This is a genomic window from Amycolatopsis sp. NPDC059027, from assembly GCF_042739735.1.
In the GTDB taxonomy this organism is placed as follows: domain Bacteria; phylum Actinomycetota; class Actinomycetes; order Mycobacteriales; family Pseudonocardiaceae; genus Amycolatopsis.
Map to the genome: position 1 here is coordinate 127,060 of NZ_JBHYIK010000007.1, position 15,012 is coordinate 142,071.

12 protein-coding genes are annotated in these 15,012 nt (G+C 71.3%); 7 read left to right on the forward strand and 5 right to left on the reverse strand.

Annotated elements, in window-relative coordinates; all coding sequences use genetic code 11:
• The first annotated feature begins 183 nt into the window (after positions 1–183).
• Positions 184–1,797 (forward strand): PHP domain-containing protein, encoded by a 1,614-nt coding sequence (locus ACFWY9_RS07290; protein WP_378338402.1) that lies wholly within the window; start codon positions 184–186, stop codon positions 1,795–1,797.
• A gap of 15 nt (positions 1,798–1,812) precedes the next feature.
• Here ACFWY9_RS07290 and ACFWY9_RS07295 read toward each other — a convergent pair whose 3' ends face one another.
• From ACFWY9_RS07295 to ACFWY9_RS07315, 5 genes are all read right to left on the reverse strand, one after another.
• Complete coding sequence (locus ACFWY9_RS07295; RefSeq protein WP_378329607.1) at positions 1,813–2,226, reverse strand: PIN domain-containing protein; 414 nt, start codon at positions 2,224–2,226, stop codon at positions 1,813–1,815.
• Entirely contained in the window at positions 2,211–2,498 is a 288-nt protein-coding gene (locus ACFWY9_RS07300) for a type II toxin-antitoxin system Phd/YefM family antitoxin (protein WP_378329606.1), read from the reverse strand. The genes ACFWY9_RS07295 and ACFWY9_RS07300 overlap by 16 nt, the downstream gene beginning before the upstream one ends.
• Before the next feature lie 53 nt (positions 2,499–2,551).
• Entirely contained in the window at positions 2,552–3,739 is a 1,188-nt protein-coding gene (locus ACFWY9_RS07305; RefSeq protein ID WP_378338423.1) for a sensor histidine kinase, read from the reverse strand.
• Between the two features lie 8 nt (positions 3,740–3,747).
• A complete protein-coding gene (locus tag ACFWY9_RS07310; protein ID WP_378329605.1) occupies positions 3,748–4,425 on the reverse strand; it encodes a response regulator transcription factor in 678 nt (225 codons plus the stop codon).
• Between the two features lie 74 nt (positions 4,426–4,499).
• The gene (locus ACFWY9_RS07315; RefSeq protein ID WP_378338403.1) at positions 4,500–6,008 is read right to left on the reverse strand and encodes a PucR family transcriptional regulator; all 1,509 of its coding nucleotides are present in this window, start codon (positions 6,006–6,008) and stop codon (positions 4,500–4,502) included.
• Between the two features lie 111 nt (positions 6,009–6,119).
• Here ACFWY9_RS07315 and ACFWY9_RS07320 point away from each other — a divergent pair, with 111 nt between their 5' ends.
• From ACFWY9_RS07320 to ACFWY9_RS07345, 6 genes are all read left to right on the forward strand, one after another.
• A complete protein-coding gene (locus tag ACFWY9_RS07320; protein ID WP_378338404.1) occupies positions 6,120–7,583 on the forward strand; it encodes a sodium:solute symporter in 1,464 nt (487 codons plus the stop codon).
• Positions 7,576–8,529, forward strand: a complete 954-nt coding sequence (gene speB, locus ACFWY9_RS07325; RefSeq protein ID WP_378329602.1) for an agmatinase — start codon at positions 7,576–7,578, stop codon at positions 8,527–8,529. The genes ACFWY9_RS07320 and speB overlap by 8 nt, the downstream gene beginning before the upstream one ends.
• Positions 8,526–10,169: a thiamine pyrophosphate-binding protein gene (locus tag ACFWY9_RS07330; RefSeq protein WP_378338405.1), complete on the forward strand. Its 1,644-nt coding sequence runs from the start codon at positions 8,526–8,528 to the stop codon at positions 10,167–10,169. Before speB ends, ACFWY9_RS07330 begins: the two co-directional genes overlap by 4 nt.
• Positions 10,169–11,569 (forward strand): aminobutyraldehyde dehydrogenase, encoded by a 1,401-nt coding sequence (locus tag ACFWY9_RS07335; RefSeq protein ID WP_378338406.1) that lies wholly within the window; start codon positions 10,169–10,171, stop codon positions 11,567–11,569. Before ACFWY9_RS07330 ends, ACFWY9_RS07335 begins: the two co-directional genes overlap by 1 nt.
• Before the next feature lie 21 nt (positions 11,570–11,590).
• Positions 11,591–13,045 carry a purine-cytosine permease family protein gene (locus ACFWY9_RS07340; RefSeq protein ID WP_378329599.1) on the forward strand — a complete coding sequence of 485 codons (1,455 nt, stop codon included), beginning with the start codon at positions 11,591–11,593 and terminating at the stop codon, positions 13,043–13,045.
• 333 nt (positions 13,046–13,378) lie between these two features.
• Positions 13,379–14,935, forward strand: coding sequence for an alpha/beta hydrolase (locus tag ACFWY9_RS07345; RefSeq protein ID WP_378338407.1), 1,557 nt, complete (start codon positions 13,379–13,381; stop codon positions 14,933–14,935).
• Positions 14,936–15,012 lie beyond the last annotated feature (77 nt).

Consider the following 15,012-nt stretch of genomic DNA (forward strand, 5'->3'; position numbering starts at 1 on the left):
GCGCGCCCCCTCAGACCGCTGGTGCTGGGTTTTATTTATTTTGTTTTTGTTCGCCCCCGCCCGGGCTGTGTTGTCCCTCTCGCTAATAACAACCCCCCGGGGGGGCGGGGCCCCCCCGGGACACCGTCCGTTCACCGGCGCCCCTTAGCGTCCTGCCGACTCAGCACCCAGGGCAGGAGCGGGATGAACACCTCCGACAGATCCGGCGTGGACCGCCGTGGCTTCCTCAAGCGCGCGGGCCTCGCCGGTGCCGCGGCCGCCGGAGCGCCGATGATCGCGCCCGCGCAGGCGGACGCCGCTGACATCGATCTCGGTTTCGACATCGATGTCAGCCTCGACCGGCTTTTCGGCCGTGGCCGCTACCAATGGCTGGTCGGCGACCACCACACGCACAGCCAGTACTCCTACGACGCGATGTACACCATCGACCGGATCGCCGCCGGGGCTCGCGAACACGGCGCGAACTGGATCGTCTTCACCGATCACGGTCACGCCGAGCACGAAAAGTCCTCGGTCGAGCCGACCGGCCGGGACGTCGTCGCCGCGCAATGGAAATACCCGGATCTGCTGCTGTGGCAAGGAATGGAGTGGAACGTACCGGGCGCCGAGCACGCCACGGTGTTCTTCCGGGCGGGCAAGGACCAGGCCCCGTTGCTGCGGGAGTTCGAGCGGAACTTCGACTGGCGGCTGACCGGTTCGGAGGCCTCCGGCCCGGAGAACGAAGCACTGGCGCTCAAGGGCTTGCGGTGGCTCGCCGAGCAGGAACGCGCCCGCCGGATCCACGCCCCGGTCGTGCTGATCAACCACCCGCTGCGCAACGGCCGCGTCGCACCGCACGAACTGCGCAACTACCGCGACGCCGCGCCAGGCCTCGTGATCGGCATGGAGGGCGCGCCCGGCGCCCAGGCCGACGGCTTCCCCAAGCCGCAGGGCAACGGCGGCGCGCGCGGCGGCTACGCCAACAGTCCCGGCGCGAACTCGTGGCCGGGGTTCCCCGCGGAGGCGTACCGGACGTTCGGCGGCTGGGACTGGACGACGGCGAAGGTCGGCGGACTGTGGGATTCCCTGCTCGCCGAGGGAAAACCGTGGTGGATCACGACGAACTCCGATTCGCACTACAACCGGGGCGACACGCTGGTCCGCCCGCAGGTGCCGGACGGCTGGTACGACCGCACGGGCAAGTACCCGGATCCGGTCGACACCGGTGTCCCGCAGCTCGCCGCGCCGTACGCGGACTTCTACCCCGGCGAGTTCAGCCGCACCGTGGTCGGCGTGCGGCAGCGCGGCTTCGAGGGTGTGCTGGAAGGCCTGCGGGCGGGCCGGATCTGGCTCTGCCACGGCGGTTTGGCCCGGCAACTGGAGGTCGGCGTGTACGGCGGCGGGTGCGCGGAGACATTCGGCGGGCGGCTGCGGGTGCGCCGCGGGGAGAACGTCACGGTCGTGGTCTCCGCGGCGACGGCGAACCGGCCGAACGGCGGCGGCGAGATCCCGCGGCTCGCCCGGCTCGACGTCATCGCCGGTCCCGTCACCGGCCCGGCCACGGACCGCGAGACGATGACCGCGCCGGGCACCCGGGTCGTGCGCTCGTTCGAACCGCGCCGGGAAGCGGGGCATCGGGTGAGCTTCCGGCACACGTTCCGGAATGTGCGCGAACCGTTCTACGTCCGGGTGCGCGGCACCGACGGCAAGCGACACGTGCCCGGCGGCATCGAGCCCGCGATGGACGTCATCGGCGACGCCAACCCGTTCGAGGATCTCTGGCTCTACGGCAACCCGATCTTCGTCGACGTCCACTGAGGACAGTGCTGCCCGTTACACCTCGATCACCTCGACGAGGCGCTCCAAGCCGCCGAAATCCTTGGCGTCGCGGGTGAGCACGGGAATCCGGTGCGCGGCGGCGGTGGCCGCGATCTGCAGATCCATCCGGCGTGGCCGCGGATCGCGCCCCGACCGCCGCACGAGCGCCGCCATCGTGCCGTACTGTTTCGCCGCCGCGACACCGAACGGCAGCACCTCGAACTGGTCGAGCACCGCGTAGTACCGCTCGGTCCGGGCGGCCCTGGCGACCACGTCGTCGACGTCCAGCCCGTAGCCGAGTTCCGCGACCGTCACCGCGCTCACCGCGGGGACGGCCGCGGCCAGCTCGCCGAGGTCGAGCCGTTCGAGGTCGATCACGACGCAGGTGTCGAGTAGCACGCGCTCGGGCGGGTTCACCGGCGCGCCCATGGATCCTCCGGCTCGTCCGGGCCGAACGCCGCGTCGTCCGCGGCGCGCTCCCGCCGCCATGCGGCACTGTCCATCGGCGGCAGGTCACCGAAGGCCGCCTGCACCTCGGCCAGGGTGCGCCGGGCCCGCTCCTCGTGCTCGGCGCACAGCGGCAGCAGGTTGGCGACCGGCTTGCCGTTGCGGGTGACCGTGAAGCTCTCGCCCCGCTCGACGCGCCGCATGATCTCCGCGTTGTCGTTGCGCAGGTCGCGCTGGCTGATCGTGTGGGTCATGAGGCCACGGTAGCAGGTGCCGGGCAAGAATGCTACAAAGGTGCTACGGCGTGCTACGAGGGCGCGCCGCCAGCGTTGGCTGCGTTGGCTGCGTTGGCCGTATTGGCTGTGTTGGCTGTATTCACGGGGAGGTGCACGATGACGGAGAGACCACCGCCGACCACCGGTTCGGCCGCCACCACACCGCCGTGTGCCTGGACGGCGGCACGCACGATGGACAGGCCGAGGCCGGCGCCCGAGCGGGCGGTGCGGGCGACCCCGGCGCGCTCGAACGGTTCGAACAGCTCGGCCACCTTGGCCGGGTCGATCAGCCCGCCCGAGGAGCGCACCCGCAGCACCGACCACTGTGGACCGGCATGGGTACGCACCTCGAGCCAGCCGCCGTCGACGTTGTGCCGCACGGCGTTCTCCAGCAGGTTGCCCGCGATCCGTTCCAGCAGCGCGGGATCCCCGGTCACGGCGACCCCCGGCGTGCTGAAGTCGGTGCGGATGCCGCGCTGCGCGGCCTCGTTCCGCACCGCGCGCCAGGCCTGGTCGACGACCGTGGCGAGGTCGACGCGCTCGCGCACCACGAGCCCGGAACCGTCGGTCTTCGCGAGCAGCAGCAGCGAATTGACCAGCCGCCCCGCCCGTTCGGTGGCGTCGCGGACGACCTCGGCCATCCGGCGCAGCTCGGCCTCGTCGGCGTGCTCGTCGGCGAGCGTGACGTCGAGTTCGGTGCGGATCACCGATAGCGGGGTCCGCAGCTCGTGGCTGGCATTGGCCACGAAATGGCGCTGGGCGTCGAACGCGGCCTGCAGCCGGTCGAGCATGTCGTCGAAGGTCCCGGCCAGCTCGGCCAGTTCGTCCTTCGAGCGCACCTCGCCGATCCGCTCCCCCAGCGATTCCACCGAGAGCCGACGCGCGGTCGCGGTGATCTCGCGCAACGGCAGCAGCACTCGCGAAGTGAACGTCCAGGCGAGGATCGCGGCGGCCGCGACGACGAAGCAGAACGCCGCCGAACCGAAGACCAGCACCCGGATCCGCGCGTGCTCGCGAAGATGTTCGGCCAGCGTCGACGCGTCGACGTCCACTCCGTCGACACGCACGCTGGTACCGGGCGGCATCTGCGGCACGGTGCTCACCGCGTCGCGCACCAGCGTCCACGCCAGCCACAGCAGCAGCAGGCTGACGGCGGCGACCAGCACGGTCGCGAGCAGGGTGACCCTGGCCCGCAGGCTGCGCGCGCCCGGCAGGCTCAGTGCCCGCTTCACCCCGCGCCGGCCCCCTGGTCGGGCACGCGGTAGCCCGAACCGACCACGGTCTCGATGATCCCGGGCTCGCCCAGCTTCTTGCGCAGGGTCATCACGGTGACCCGCACGGTCGTGGTGAACGGGTCGGCGTTCTCGTCCCACACCCGTTCGAGCAGTTCCTCGCTGCTCACCACGGATCCGGCCGCGGACAGCAGCACCTCGAGCACGCCGAACTCCTTGCGGGTCAGCTCGATCGGGCCGCCCGCCCGGCGCACGGTGCGCCTGGCCGGGTCCAGTTCGACGTCGCCCGCGGTGAGCAGCGGCGGCGCGGCCGGCGTCGCGCGGCGGCCGAGCGCGCGGACCCGCGCGACGAGTTCGGGGAAGGCGAAGGGCTTGGCGAGGTAGTCGTCGGCGCCCAGCGACAGCCCGTCCACCCGGTCGGACACCGAGCCGCTCGCGGTCAGCATCAGCACCCGGGTCAGCTCACCGGACGTGACGATCTCGCGGCACAGGTCGTCCCCGGACATGCCGGGCAGATCCCGGTCGAGCAGGACCACGTCGTACCGGGTCACCGTCGCCTTCTCGTGCCCGTCGTCGCCGGTCAGCGCGACGTCCACGGCCATCCCCTCCCGCCGCAGGCCACGCGCGATCGCGTCGGCGAGGGGCTCCTCGTCTTCCACCACCAGAATTCTCACGGCGTCCACACTTCCACAGTTTCCTGAGAGTCACCTATACACGCGGTGACGGCCCACCGGCCTTTATGGACGGTTCAGCCTACCCAGCGCAGGGCGAACCACAGCCGCATCCGGACCTCCGGATCGGCGAGGTCCACGCCGAGCACACGTTCGATCTGGCCGATCCGGTGCCGGACGCTGTTGCGGTGCACGCCGAGCCCGGCCGCTGCACGGTCCCAGCCGCCGTGGCAGGCCAGCCAGGTGCGCAAGGTCACCACCAGTTCCCGGCCCTGTGCCCGGTCCAGCTCGGCCAGCGGAGCCAGCGCCCGCTCGGCGAATCCCCTGGCGGCACTCGGATCGAGCACCGCGTCGAAGTCGACCGGACCGTCCCCGGCGAGTACCGGACGGCCGAGCACCCGCGCCCGGTCGAGCAGCGTCTCGGCTTCGGCGACGGCGGCGGGCAACCGGTCGGCGGCGACCGCGGAGCCGCGGACGGCGAGCCAGCCGTGGTCGCGCAGTTCCTCCAGTTCGGCGAGCCCGGGGCCGTCGTCGACGATCGCCAGGAAGCGGGGGCCGGGCAGCACCCGCACGAGCGGGGTGTCGAGCCGCGCGCGGAGCCAGTCGTAACGCAGCGCGACCTCGTCCGGGCCGCGCCGGTGGGCGATCCCGGCGACCAGCCGCGGGCGTCCGGCCCCGGCGAGCGCGGTGGCGACGTCGTCCGGCGCCGCCCGGCCGAGCAGCAGCCCGGTGGCCGCGGCGCCCAGCGCGGCGGTGTCCGAACCGGACCGGCCGACCAGGCCGAGCAGGGCCGCGCCGACGGCGAGGATCGCCCGGTCGGCGCCGTCGAACCGGCTGTCCCGCCCGCACACGACGAGATGCGACGCGGTCGCCTGCGGGTACACCGGCTGCGCCACGACATACCCGCCGGTGGCGAGTTCCGTTGTGGCACTGCGGATCCCGGTACCCGCGCGCAAAGTCGCCAGCAGTTCGCGGACCTCTCCCGGCAGCGGTGACGGCGCGTCGTGCGCCGCTGCGGCGACGTCGTCCGCGCCGACCATCGCGACCCAGCCCCGCAACCGCGTGGCGAGCGCGCTCGCCAGCTCGCCCAGCCCGTCACCGGCCGCCCGCGTCAGTGCTTCGCGCGCCGCCGAGATCCGGCGCTGTTCCCGTTGTCCCGCTTCGGTGAGCGCGACCGAGACGGCGCGGCTGATCGCGAGGAACGGCGTCCGCACCGGCACCACGAGCAGCGGCAGGCCGTGCCGGGCACACGACCGGCGCAGCGGTTCCGGGAGCGTCTCGTGCACCGACGGTGTGATCCCGAACCCGAGCGCGGTGATGCCGCTTTCGGCGAGGCGCCGGACGTAGCGGTCGACGTCGCGGGGTTCGCCCGGCAGGTTCACCCCGGCGGTGAGCAGCAGTTCGGCGCCGAGCAGGTACGGCGCGGGATCGCCCAGCTCGCTGACGTGCGCCCAGCGGACCGGCGCGTCGAGCGCCCCGGGCCGCACGGTCTCGCCGACCACGTCGAGCGCCAGTTCCGGATTGCCGGTGACCACCCGTAACGGAATAGTCACCTCGGCGGCCGGGAGTTCGAGCCGCTGGGTCATTTCATCCTCACCTGCCCTCGACAAGGATGAATCATCCCATGCCGGTGGACTGGACGGCGAACCTACGGTGACCCGGACGACAACGCCCCATGACAAGCCAGGGAGGTCACCATGACGGGTGACTACGCGGTGATCGCGCTGTACATCGCGGGCATGCTCGGGGTCGGCTGGTTCGGCCTGCGGCTGGCCAGGACGAAATCCGACTACCTCGTCGCCGGGCGGCGGCTCGGCTGGGTCATGTACTCCGGCACGATGTCGGCGGTCGTGCTCGGCGGCGCGTCCACCGTCGGCGGCGTGAAGCTCGGCTACACCTACGGCATCTCCGGCGCGTGGCTGGTGATCACGATCGGGCTGGGCATCCTCGTACTGCACGCGGTGTTCGCCCGGCGCCTGGTGAAACTGCGCGTCTACACCGTCGGCGAGATGCTCGACCTGCGCTACGGCGGGGCCACCAGCACCATCTCCGGCGTCGTGATGTGGGTCTACACGCTCATGCTGACGGTGACCTCGACGCTGGCCTTCGCGACGATCTTCAAGGTCCTCTTCAACGTCCCGGGCTGGGCCGGGATCGCGATCGGCGGCGCGATCGTGGTGCTGTACTCGGTGCTCGGCGGCATGTGGTCGATCACGCTGACCGACATCGTGCAGTTCGCGGTCAAGACCGTCGGCATCCTGTTCATCCTGCTGCCGGTCGCGATCAGCTCGGCGGGTGGCTTCGGCGAAATGGCGAAACGCCTCGATGCGACGTACTTCGAGTTCACCGCGATCGGCGGCCAGACGATCTTCACCTACGTCCTCGTGTACACCTTCGGCCTGCTCATCGGCCAGGACATCTGGCAGCGGGTGTTCACCGCGCGCACCCCGGCCGTCGCGACCGGCGGCGGCATCGTCTCCGGCGTCTACTGCCTGATCTACGGCCTCGCGGGCGCGCTGATCGGGACGGCCGCGAAGGCGCTTTATCCCGACCTCGGCAGCGCGCAGGACGCGTTCGCCACGATCGTCGAACGCCTCCTGCCGACCGGCGTGCGCGGGCTCGTCCTCGCGGCCGCGCTCTCGGCGATGATGTCGACGGCGAGCGGCGCGCTCATCGCGTGTTCCACGGTCAGCACGTCCGACCTGCTGAGCAAGGTGGGACTGCGCAAGGAAAGCGGCGAGGTGCACCGCAACCGGATCACCACGCTGGTGCTGGGCCTGGCCGCGATCGGCATCGCGATGATCGTCGACGACGTGGTCAACGCGCTCACCATCGCCTACGACATCCTCGTCGGCGGGTTGCTGGTGGCGATCGTGGGCGCGCTGTTCTGGAAGCGCGGTACGCGGCAGGGCGCCTACGCCTCGATGATCGTCGGCACGGTCGTGGTGATCACGTTCATGATCGTCGACGGCGTCGACGCGAACAGCCCGATCTACTGGGGCCTCGGGGCGAGCCTCGTGGTCCACGTCGCCGTCAGCCTGGCCACCCCGAGAACCCCTTCGTCCATTTTGGACACCTGGGCCGCGCGCCTGAACGGCTCCGCGGCCGACGAGGAAACTCCCGCACCACAACGAGAATCAGGAGCACCCAGCAGTGTCTGACACGAGCCCGATCGGCCCCGTCGACTCCTCGCGCGTCCCCCGGTTCGCCGGGTTCGCGACCTTCGCGCGGCTGCCGAGGATCGATCAGGTCGAGCACGCCGACGTCGCCGTCGCCGGGGTCCCGTTCGACTCCGGGGTGTCCTACCGGCCCGGCGCGCGGTTCGGCCCGGCGGCGCTGCGCGAGGCGAGCAGGCTGCTGCGGCCGTACAACCCCGGCCTCGACGTCTCGCCGTTCGCCACCGCGCAGGTGGTGGACGCGGGTGACATCGCGATCAACCCGTTTAACATCGGCGAGGCGATCGAGACCCTGCAGCACGAGGCGGAAAGCCTGACCGCGCAAGGAACCCGGCTGGTCACCATCGGCGGGGATCACACGATCGCGCTGCCGCTGCTGCGGGCCGCGGCGAAACAGCACGGCCCTGTCGCGCTGCTGCACTTCGACGCGCATCTGGACACGTGGGACACCTACTTCGGCGAACCGTACACGCACGGCACCCCGTTCCGGCGGGCGTCGGAGGAAGGAATCCTCGACACCAGCGCGCTTTCCCACGTCGGCACCCGTGGTCCGCTGTACGGGAAGCGGGATCTGGAGGAGGACCGGCGGCTCGGCTTCGGCATCGTCACCTCGGGCGACGTCCTGCGCCGGGGCGTCGCGGAGACGGTCGACGCACTGCGCCAGCGGATCGGTGACCGGCCGCTGTACGTCTCCATCGACATCGACGTGCTCGACCCCGCGCACGCGCCCGGCACCGGCACCCCGGAGGCAGGCGGGATGACCAGCCGCGAGCTGCTGGAGATCCTGCGCGGGCTGCGCGGCCTCAACCTCATCGGCGGCGACGTCGTCGAATTGGCCCCTGCCTACGACCACGCCGAGATCACCGCCGTCGCGGCCTCGCACGTCGCCTACGACCTGGTCAGTCTGCTCGCCCTCGGGAACGACGCGTGACGCGCATCGGGGGCGACGTCGTCGTCGAAACGCTGCGGTCTTTGGGTGCCGACACGGTGTTCGGGCTGCCGGGCCAGCACGCGCTCGGACTGTTCGAGGCGTTGCGGCGCGCGGACGACCTGCGGGTGATCGGCTCGCGGGTGGAGAACAACCTCGCCTTCGCCGCGGACGGGCACGCCCGCGCCCGGCTCGCCGCCGACCCCGAGGGCCCGGTGCCGGTGACGCCGATGATCGTCTCGACCGGTCCCGGCGCGTTGCTCACCCTGTCCTCGCTCCAGGAGTCGCGGGCGGCGTCGGTGCCGGTGCTGGGCATCTCCAGCCAGGTCCCGGTCGCGGGTCTCGGCGGCGGCAGGCACGGGTACCTGCACGAGCTTCCCGACCAGCAGGCGAGTTTCGCCGGAGTCGTCAAATCGGTGCACACGGTCAGGACCGTGAGCCAGATCCCGACGGCGCTGCGGGAGGCGTGGGAGTCCGCGGCCACCGCGCCGTTCGGACCGGTGTGGGTCGAGATCCCGCAGGACGTGCTGCTCGCGCCGGCCTCGCTGCCGCCGATCACCACCGCGAACGCGCGCCCAGCGCCGCTCACGCCGTTGCCCGAACTGGTCGATGAGGCGGCCCGGCTGCTGGACGCGGCGGCGAATCCGGTCATCCTGGCCGGGGGCGGCGCGCTGCGGTCGGGCGCGCGGGCCGAGGTGAAAGCGCTTGCGGAGGCGTTGCGGGCGCCGGTGCTCTCGACGTTCGGCGGCAAGGGCGCCTTCGGCTGGGAGCACGAGCTGTCCGGGCAGTCCTGGTTGGAGGACTGGCATTCCACGGAGTTCCTCGCGGACGCCGACGTGCTGCTGGTGCTCGGCTCCGGGCTCGGCGAGCTGTCCAGCAACTACCGCGAATTCGCCCCGCGCGGGCGAGTCGTGCAGGTCGAGGCCGATCTCGGCAAGCTGGAGTCGAACTACCCGGCACTGGGCCTCCACGCCGACGTCCGGCTGACCGCGGGCGCGCTGCTGGAGCGAGTCCGGTTCCGGCGGGCGGACGGCCGTGCCGAAGCGGCCGTGGCGGAGCTGCTCGGCAAGGTCGAGGCCCGGCTCGACGGCCAGGATCTCGCGACGGAGCGGAAGCTCATCGCCGACCTGCGGGCGGCAGTTCCCGAAGGCACCCAGACGTTCTGGGACATGACGATCGCGGCGTACTGGGCGTGGTCGGCGTGGAATCCCGACGGCGCGCCGATCCACACCGCGCAGGGCGCGGGCGGGCTCGGCTACGGGCTGCCCGGCGCGCTCGGTGGCGCGGCGGCGACCGGCGGCCCGGTGCTCGCGGTGTCCGGCGACGGCGGCGCGATGTACGGCGTCGGCGAGCTGGCCACGGCGGTGCAGCACGGGCTGGACGTGACGTGGCTGATCGTCGACGACGGCGGTTACGGGATCCTGCGCGAATACCTGACGGACACGTTCGGCCGCACCACCGCGACCGAGCTGGCCCGGCCGGACTACGTCGCGCTGGCGAAGTCGTTCGGCGTCCCCGCCGTTCAGGCCACTTTGGACGGTGTCGGCGCCGTGCTGGCCGAGGCGTTGCGGACGCCGGGCCCCAGCGTCGTCGTGCTGCCCGCGCGGCTGAAGATGTTCGCCCCGACCCACCTGGAGAAGTGATGACACACGTGGAGAACTTCGTCGACGGCGCTTCCGCCGCGGCCAAGGGCGTGCTGGAGCTGACCGACCCGGCCACCGGCGAGGTCTTCGGTACCAGCGTCCTTTCCGGACAGTCCGATGTGGATGCCGCGATGGCGGCGGCGGACCGGGCCTTCGCGGTGTGGCGGCGGAGTACCCCGGCTCAGCGTCAGCTCGCGCTGCTGAAGATCGCCGACGCGCTGGAGGCGCGGGCCGAGGAGTTCGCGGACGCGGAGATCCGCGAGACCGGGAAGATCCGGCAGGTCGTGCTGGCGGAGGAGATCCCGGAGTGCGTGAGCGCGCTGCGGTTCTTCGCCGGGGCCGCGCGGCAACTGGAGGGCACCGGCGCCGGTGAGTACCTTCCCGGCCACACCTCGGTGATCCGGCGCGAGCCGGTCGGCGTCTGCGCGCAGATCGCGCCGTGGAACTACCCGCTGATGATGGCCGTGTGGAAGATCGCGCCCGCGCTGGCCGCGGGCAACACCGTGGTGCTCAAACCCGCGGAGACCACGCCGTCGACCGCGGTACTGCTCGCGACCGTGGCCGCCGAATTCCTGCCGCCCGGCGCGTTCAACGTCCTGTGCGGCGATAGGGACACCGGCCGCGCGCTGGTGCGTCATCCGGTCACCGAGCTGGTCTCGATCACCGGGTCGACCCGCGCCGGGATCGACGTAGCGACCGTGGCCGCGGCCGATCTCAAGCGCACGCACCTCGAACTCGGCGGCAACGCGCCGCTGCTGGTGTTCGACGACGTCGACCTCGCCGAGACCGCGGAAGGCATCGTGGGCGCGGCGTTCTACAACGCCGGGCAGGACTGCACCGCGGGCAGCCGGGTGCTCGTGCACGCCTCGATCCACGACGAGTTCGTCGCGGAGCTGGCCAAGGCCGCCGCCGCGTACACGCCGGGTACGGACTACGGACCGCTCAATTCGCTGGCGCAGTTCGAGCGCGTGCTGGGCCTGCTTTCCCGGCTGCCCGCGCACGCGCGCGTCGAAACGGGCGGCGTGCGGCACGGCGAACGCGGATTCTTCCTCTCCCCCACGGTGATCTCGGGCCTTCGCCAGGACGACGAGATCGTCCAGGAGGAGATCTTCGCGCCGGTGCTCACCGTACAGTCCTTTGTGGATTCGGACGAGGCGCTGGCGCTCGCGAACGGTGTCCCTTATGGACTCGCGTCGTCGATCTGGACCCGCGACCTCGCCCGTGCGACGCGGCTTTCGGGCGAGCTGGACTTCGGCTGCGTGTGGGTCAACACGCACGGGCCGCTGGTCGCGGAAATGCCGCACGGCGGGTTCGGTCACTCCGGACACGGCAAGGACCTCTCCGCCTACTCCTTCGCCGAGTACACCCGCGTCAAGCACGTCATGACCCGTTTCGCCTAGTGCTCCGCCGGAGGTAGCTCGATGAGCGACAAAGTGACCGAAGTGGAGCAGCACGGGATCGCGCCGATCCCGCCCGGGGAACAGACCTCGCGCCCGCGCGACCTGTTCCGGCTGGCCTTCGGCGGGGCGAACACGTTCGCCACGATCATCCTCGGCACCCTGCCCATCGCGTACGGCCTCAGCTTCTGGGCTGCCCTCGCCGCGACGGTCACCGGCGTGGTGCTGGGCGGGCTGGTGCTCTCGCCGATGGCGTTGTTCGGGCCGCTCACCCGGACCAACAACGCCGTGTCGTCCGGCGCGCACTTCGGCGTCGTCGGGCGTTGCGTCGGCTCGTTCCTCTCGCTGCTGACGGCGATCACGTTCTTCGCGATCTCGGTGTGGGTCAGCGGGGACGCCGTCGCCGGTGCGGCACAACGGCTTTTCGGGTTCGACGGCGGAGCCGCGCTGCGCGGGATCGCCTACGGCCTCATCGCGATCGCGACACTCGTGGTGTGTATCTACGGCTATCGGTTCATGCTGCTGATCAACCGCGTCGCCGTCGTGCTGGGCACCGCGATCATGCTCTTCGGCGTCCTCGCGTACGGCGGCTCGTTCGACCCCGGTTTCGCGGGTACCGGCAGCTACGCGCTCGGCTCCTTCTGGCCGACGTGGATCCTCGCGACGCTCACCGTGCTCGCCAACCCGATCTCGTTCGGCGCTTTCCTCGGCGACTGGTCGCGCTACATCTCGGCACGGCACTCCCGCCGCGCGTTGCTCGCCGCGCCGTTCCTCGCGCAGCTGGCGACGTTGCTGCCCTTCGGGTTCGGCATCGCGACGGCGACGCTGGTCGCCGACCCCGGGAACTACATCGCCGGGCTCACCGCGATTTCCCCGCTCTGGTACGCGATTCCGCTCATCGTGGTGGCGTTGATCGGCGGGCTTTCCACCGGCACCACCGCGTTGTACGGGACCGGGCTGGACTTCAGCTCGATCTTCGTGCGGCTCAGCCGGGTGCAGGCGACCGTCCTCATCGGATCGTTGAGCGTCGTGTTCATCTTCGTCGGCAACTTCGTGCTCGACATGGTGTCCAGTATCAACGCCTTCGCGACGCTGATCGTGCTGTGCACGTCGCCGTGGATGGTGATCATGATGATCGGCTTCGCGCAGCGGCGCGGCTTCTACGATCCGGACGATCTGCAGGTGTTCAACCAGGGCCGCAAGGGCGGGCGTTACTGGTTCCACCGCGGGGTGAACTGGCGCGCGATGGCGGCGTGGATCCCGGCGACCACGCTCGGCCTGCTGACCGCGAACACCCCGATGATCGCCGGGCCGCTGCGCGGCATCGCGGGCGGCGTCGACATCAGCCTCGTGGTCACCCTGTGCACGGCCGCGCTCGCCTACCCGCTTCTGACGCGGCTGTTCCCGGAACCCCGGGAGGTCTTCGGCCCCGATGCCGTGAAGGACTCCTTACCGGCAGTGGGCGCCGTCCAGCCCTGAGGAATGGCGAAGGCGGGCCCGCGGCACCGTGTCCCGAACGAGGCGCAGGGGGCGTTCACCGTCGCGAACGGAGCGTTCGGGACATGCGGGACGGCGCGCCGGGAGCCGGACCACCCAGGGACGCCCTTGTCGCACCCCCCGCGAAGGGCCGTGAAGGACGCCTTACCGGCGCTCGACGCCGGTAAGGAGTCCTTCACGGACGCCGGGTACTCCACTCGGCCGAAGCAGGGGTGTAGCGGGCACCACCGGGGCGGGTCGAGCCTGCTGAACCCGGGGCCCGGGTGCTGTCGGCATGGTCACGCACCGGCCGGATTCCTAGCCTGGTGACGACCGATGGCCACCGTGGCCATGGTGTTCACCAGGAGGAAATCCTTGCGAGTCAAGGGATTGAGGCAGATCGCGCTCGGCGCGACACTGGCGGCCGGCGCCGGGATCGCCGGGACCGGGATCGCGGTGGCCGACACAGCCGAGGCCCGGCAACCGGGACTGGACCGCTACCACCACCAGCGCGTCGACTGGAAAGCCTGTGGCGACAAGGATCTCGACGCGGCGGGAGCCCAGTGCGCCGACGTCACAGTGCCGCTGGACTACTCCCGGCCCGGTGGCCGCACCATCACCGTGGCGATCTCCCGGCTCAAGGCGACCGACACCAGGAACCGCCGTGGCATCATGCTCTCCAACCCCGGTGGGCCCGGTGGCTCCGGGCTCGGCATGATGCTGGACGTCCGGAAGGCGATGACCGCCGACGTCGCGTCCCGCTACGACCTGATCGGCATGGACCCCCGGGGCATCGGCCGCTCGACCCCGGTCGACTGCGGCTGGCCGGTGGGGACCATGCTCCGCTCGTCCGGGATCGACCGCGCCGGGTTCGACCGCACGGTCCGGCTGGAGGCCGACCTGGCCAAGCGGTGCGCCGCCACCGAAGGCCCGGACATCCGCCAGATCACCACCCGCAACACCGCCCGGGACATGGATGTCGTGCGTGGCGCGCTCGGCGAACGCAAGATCAGCTACTTCGGCTGGTCCTACGGCACCTATCTCGGCGCGGTGTACAGCCAGCTGTTCCCGCAGCGCAGCGACCGGATCGTGCTGGACAGCGCGGTCGATCCCCAGCGCTACGGGGTGGGCATGTTCCAGGCGATGGGCAAACCGAACGAGGCCGCGCTGGACGACTGGGCACAGTGGACAGCGGCCCGCGACGCCGAGTACCACCTCGGCAAAACCGGACCCCAGGTACGAGAGCTGTTCGAGGGCCTGATCCGCGGCGCCGCGAAGTCACCCATCCACCTCGGCGGCTACCAGGTCGACGAGCATCTGCTGCCAATGCTGGCGTTCAGCCCGCTGGCCGATCCCCGGCGCAACGGCGAACTCGCCACCAGTGTGCGGCGGCTCGCCGACGCGGCCGCCGGAAAACCCGTCGAGCCCACCCCGGAGCTGGAGTCCGACCTGCGGTTCGTCACCAAACCGACGCCGGAGACGCAGAACTCCGGGCAGGCCGCCGTCCTGTGCGGGGACGTCGCCGCGCCGCGCGATCCGGAGTGGTACTGGCGCAACATCCAGCGCCACCGCGCCACCCAGCCGGTGTTCGGCGGCTTCGCGAACGGCCCCAGTGCCTGCGCTTCCTGGGCGCGGCCGATCGAACCGCCGACCGACGTGCACAACGCCGTGCCCGCGCTGATCGTGCAGGCCACCGGCGACACCCGCACCGCCTACGACGAGGGCGTCGCGCTGCACAAGGCGATGACCGGCTCGCGGCTGGTGACGCTGCAGGACGTCCGCGTCCACGCCGTCTTCGGCAACTACCCGAACACCTGCGTGGAGAACACCGTCAACGCCTACTTCCGCGACGGCGCCCTCCCCCGCACCGACACCACCTGCCGGGAGAACTGACCTCGGGCAAGTCGATGCCGTTAAGGCCACCTTGCAGGCGTCTGACGCCCGTAAGGTGGCCTTAACGGCATCGGATG

What these genes read in the sequence shown, in the direction of transcription:
- ACFWY9_RS07290 (WP_378338402.1), top strand. Translation starts at nt 184, where the DNA reads ATGAACACCTCCGACAGATCCGGCGTGGACCGCCGTGGCTTCCTCAAG.
- ACFWY9_RS07300 (WP_378329606.1), bottom strand. Translation starts at nt 2,498, where the DNA reads ATGACCCACACGATCAGCCAGCGCGACCTGCGCAACGACAACGCGGAG.
- ACFWY9_RS07345 (WP_378338407.1), top strand. Translation starts at nt 13,379, where the DNA reads ATGGCCACCGTGGCCATGGTGTTCACCAGGAGGAAATCCTTGCGAGTC.
- ACFWY9_RS07335 (WP_378338406.1), top strand. Translation starts at nt 10,169, where the DNA reads ATGACACACGTGGAGAACTTCGTCGACGGCGCTTCCGCCGCGGCCAAG.
- ACFWY9_RS07320 (WP_378338404.1), top strand. Translation starts at nt 6,120, where the DNA reads ATGACGGGTGACTACGCGGTGATCGCGCTGTACATCGCGGGCATGCTC.
- ACFWY9_RS07295 (WP_378329607.1), bottom strand. Translation starts at nt 2,226, where the DNA reads ATGGGCGCGCCGGTGAACCCGCCCGAGCGCGTGCTACTCGACACCTGC.
- ACFWY9_RS07315 (WP_378338403.1), bottom strand. Translation starts at nt 6,008, where the DNA reads ATGACCCAGCGGCTCGAACTCCCGGCCGCCGAGGTGACTATTCCGTTA.
- ACFWY9_RS07340 (WP_378329599.1), top strand. Translation starts at nt 11,591, where the DNA reads ATGAGCGACAAAGTGACCGAAGTGGAGCAGCACGGGATCGCGCCGATC.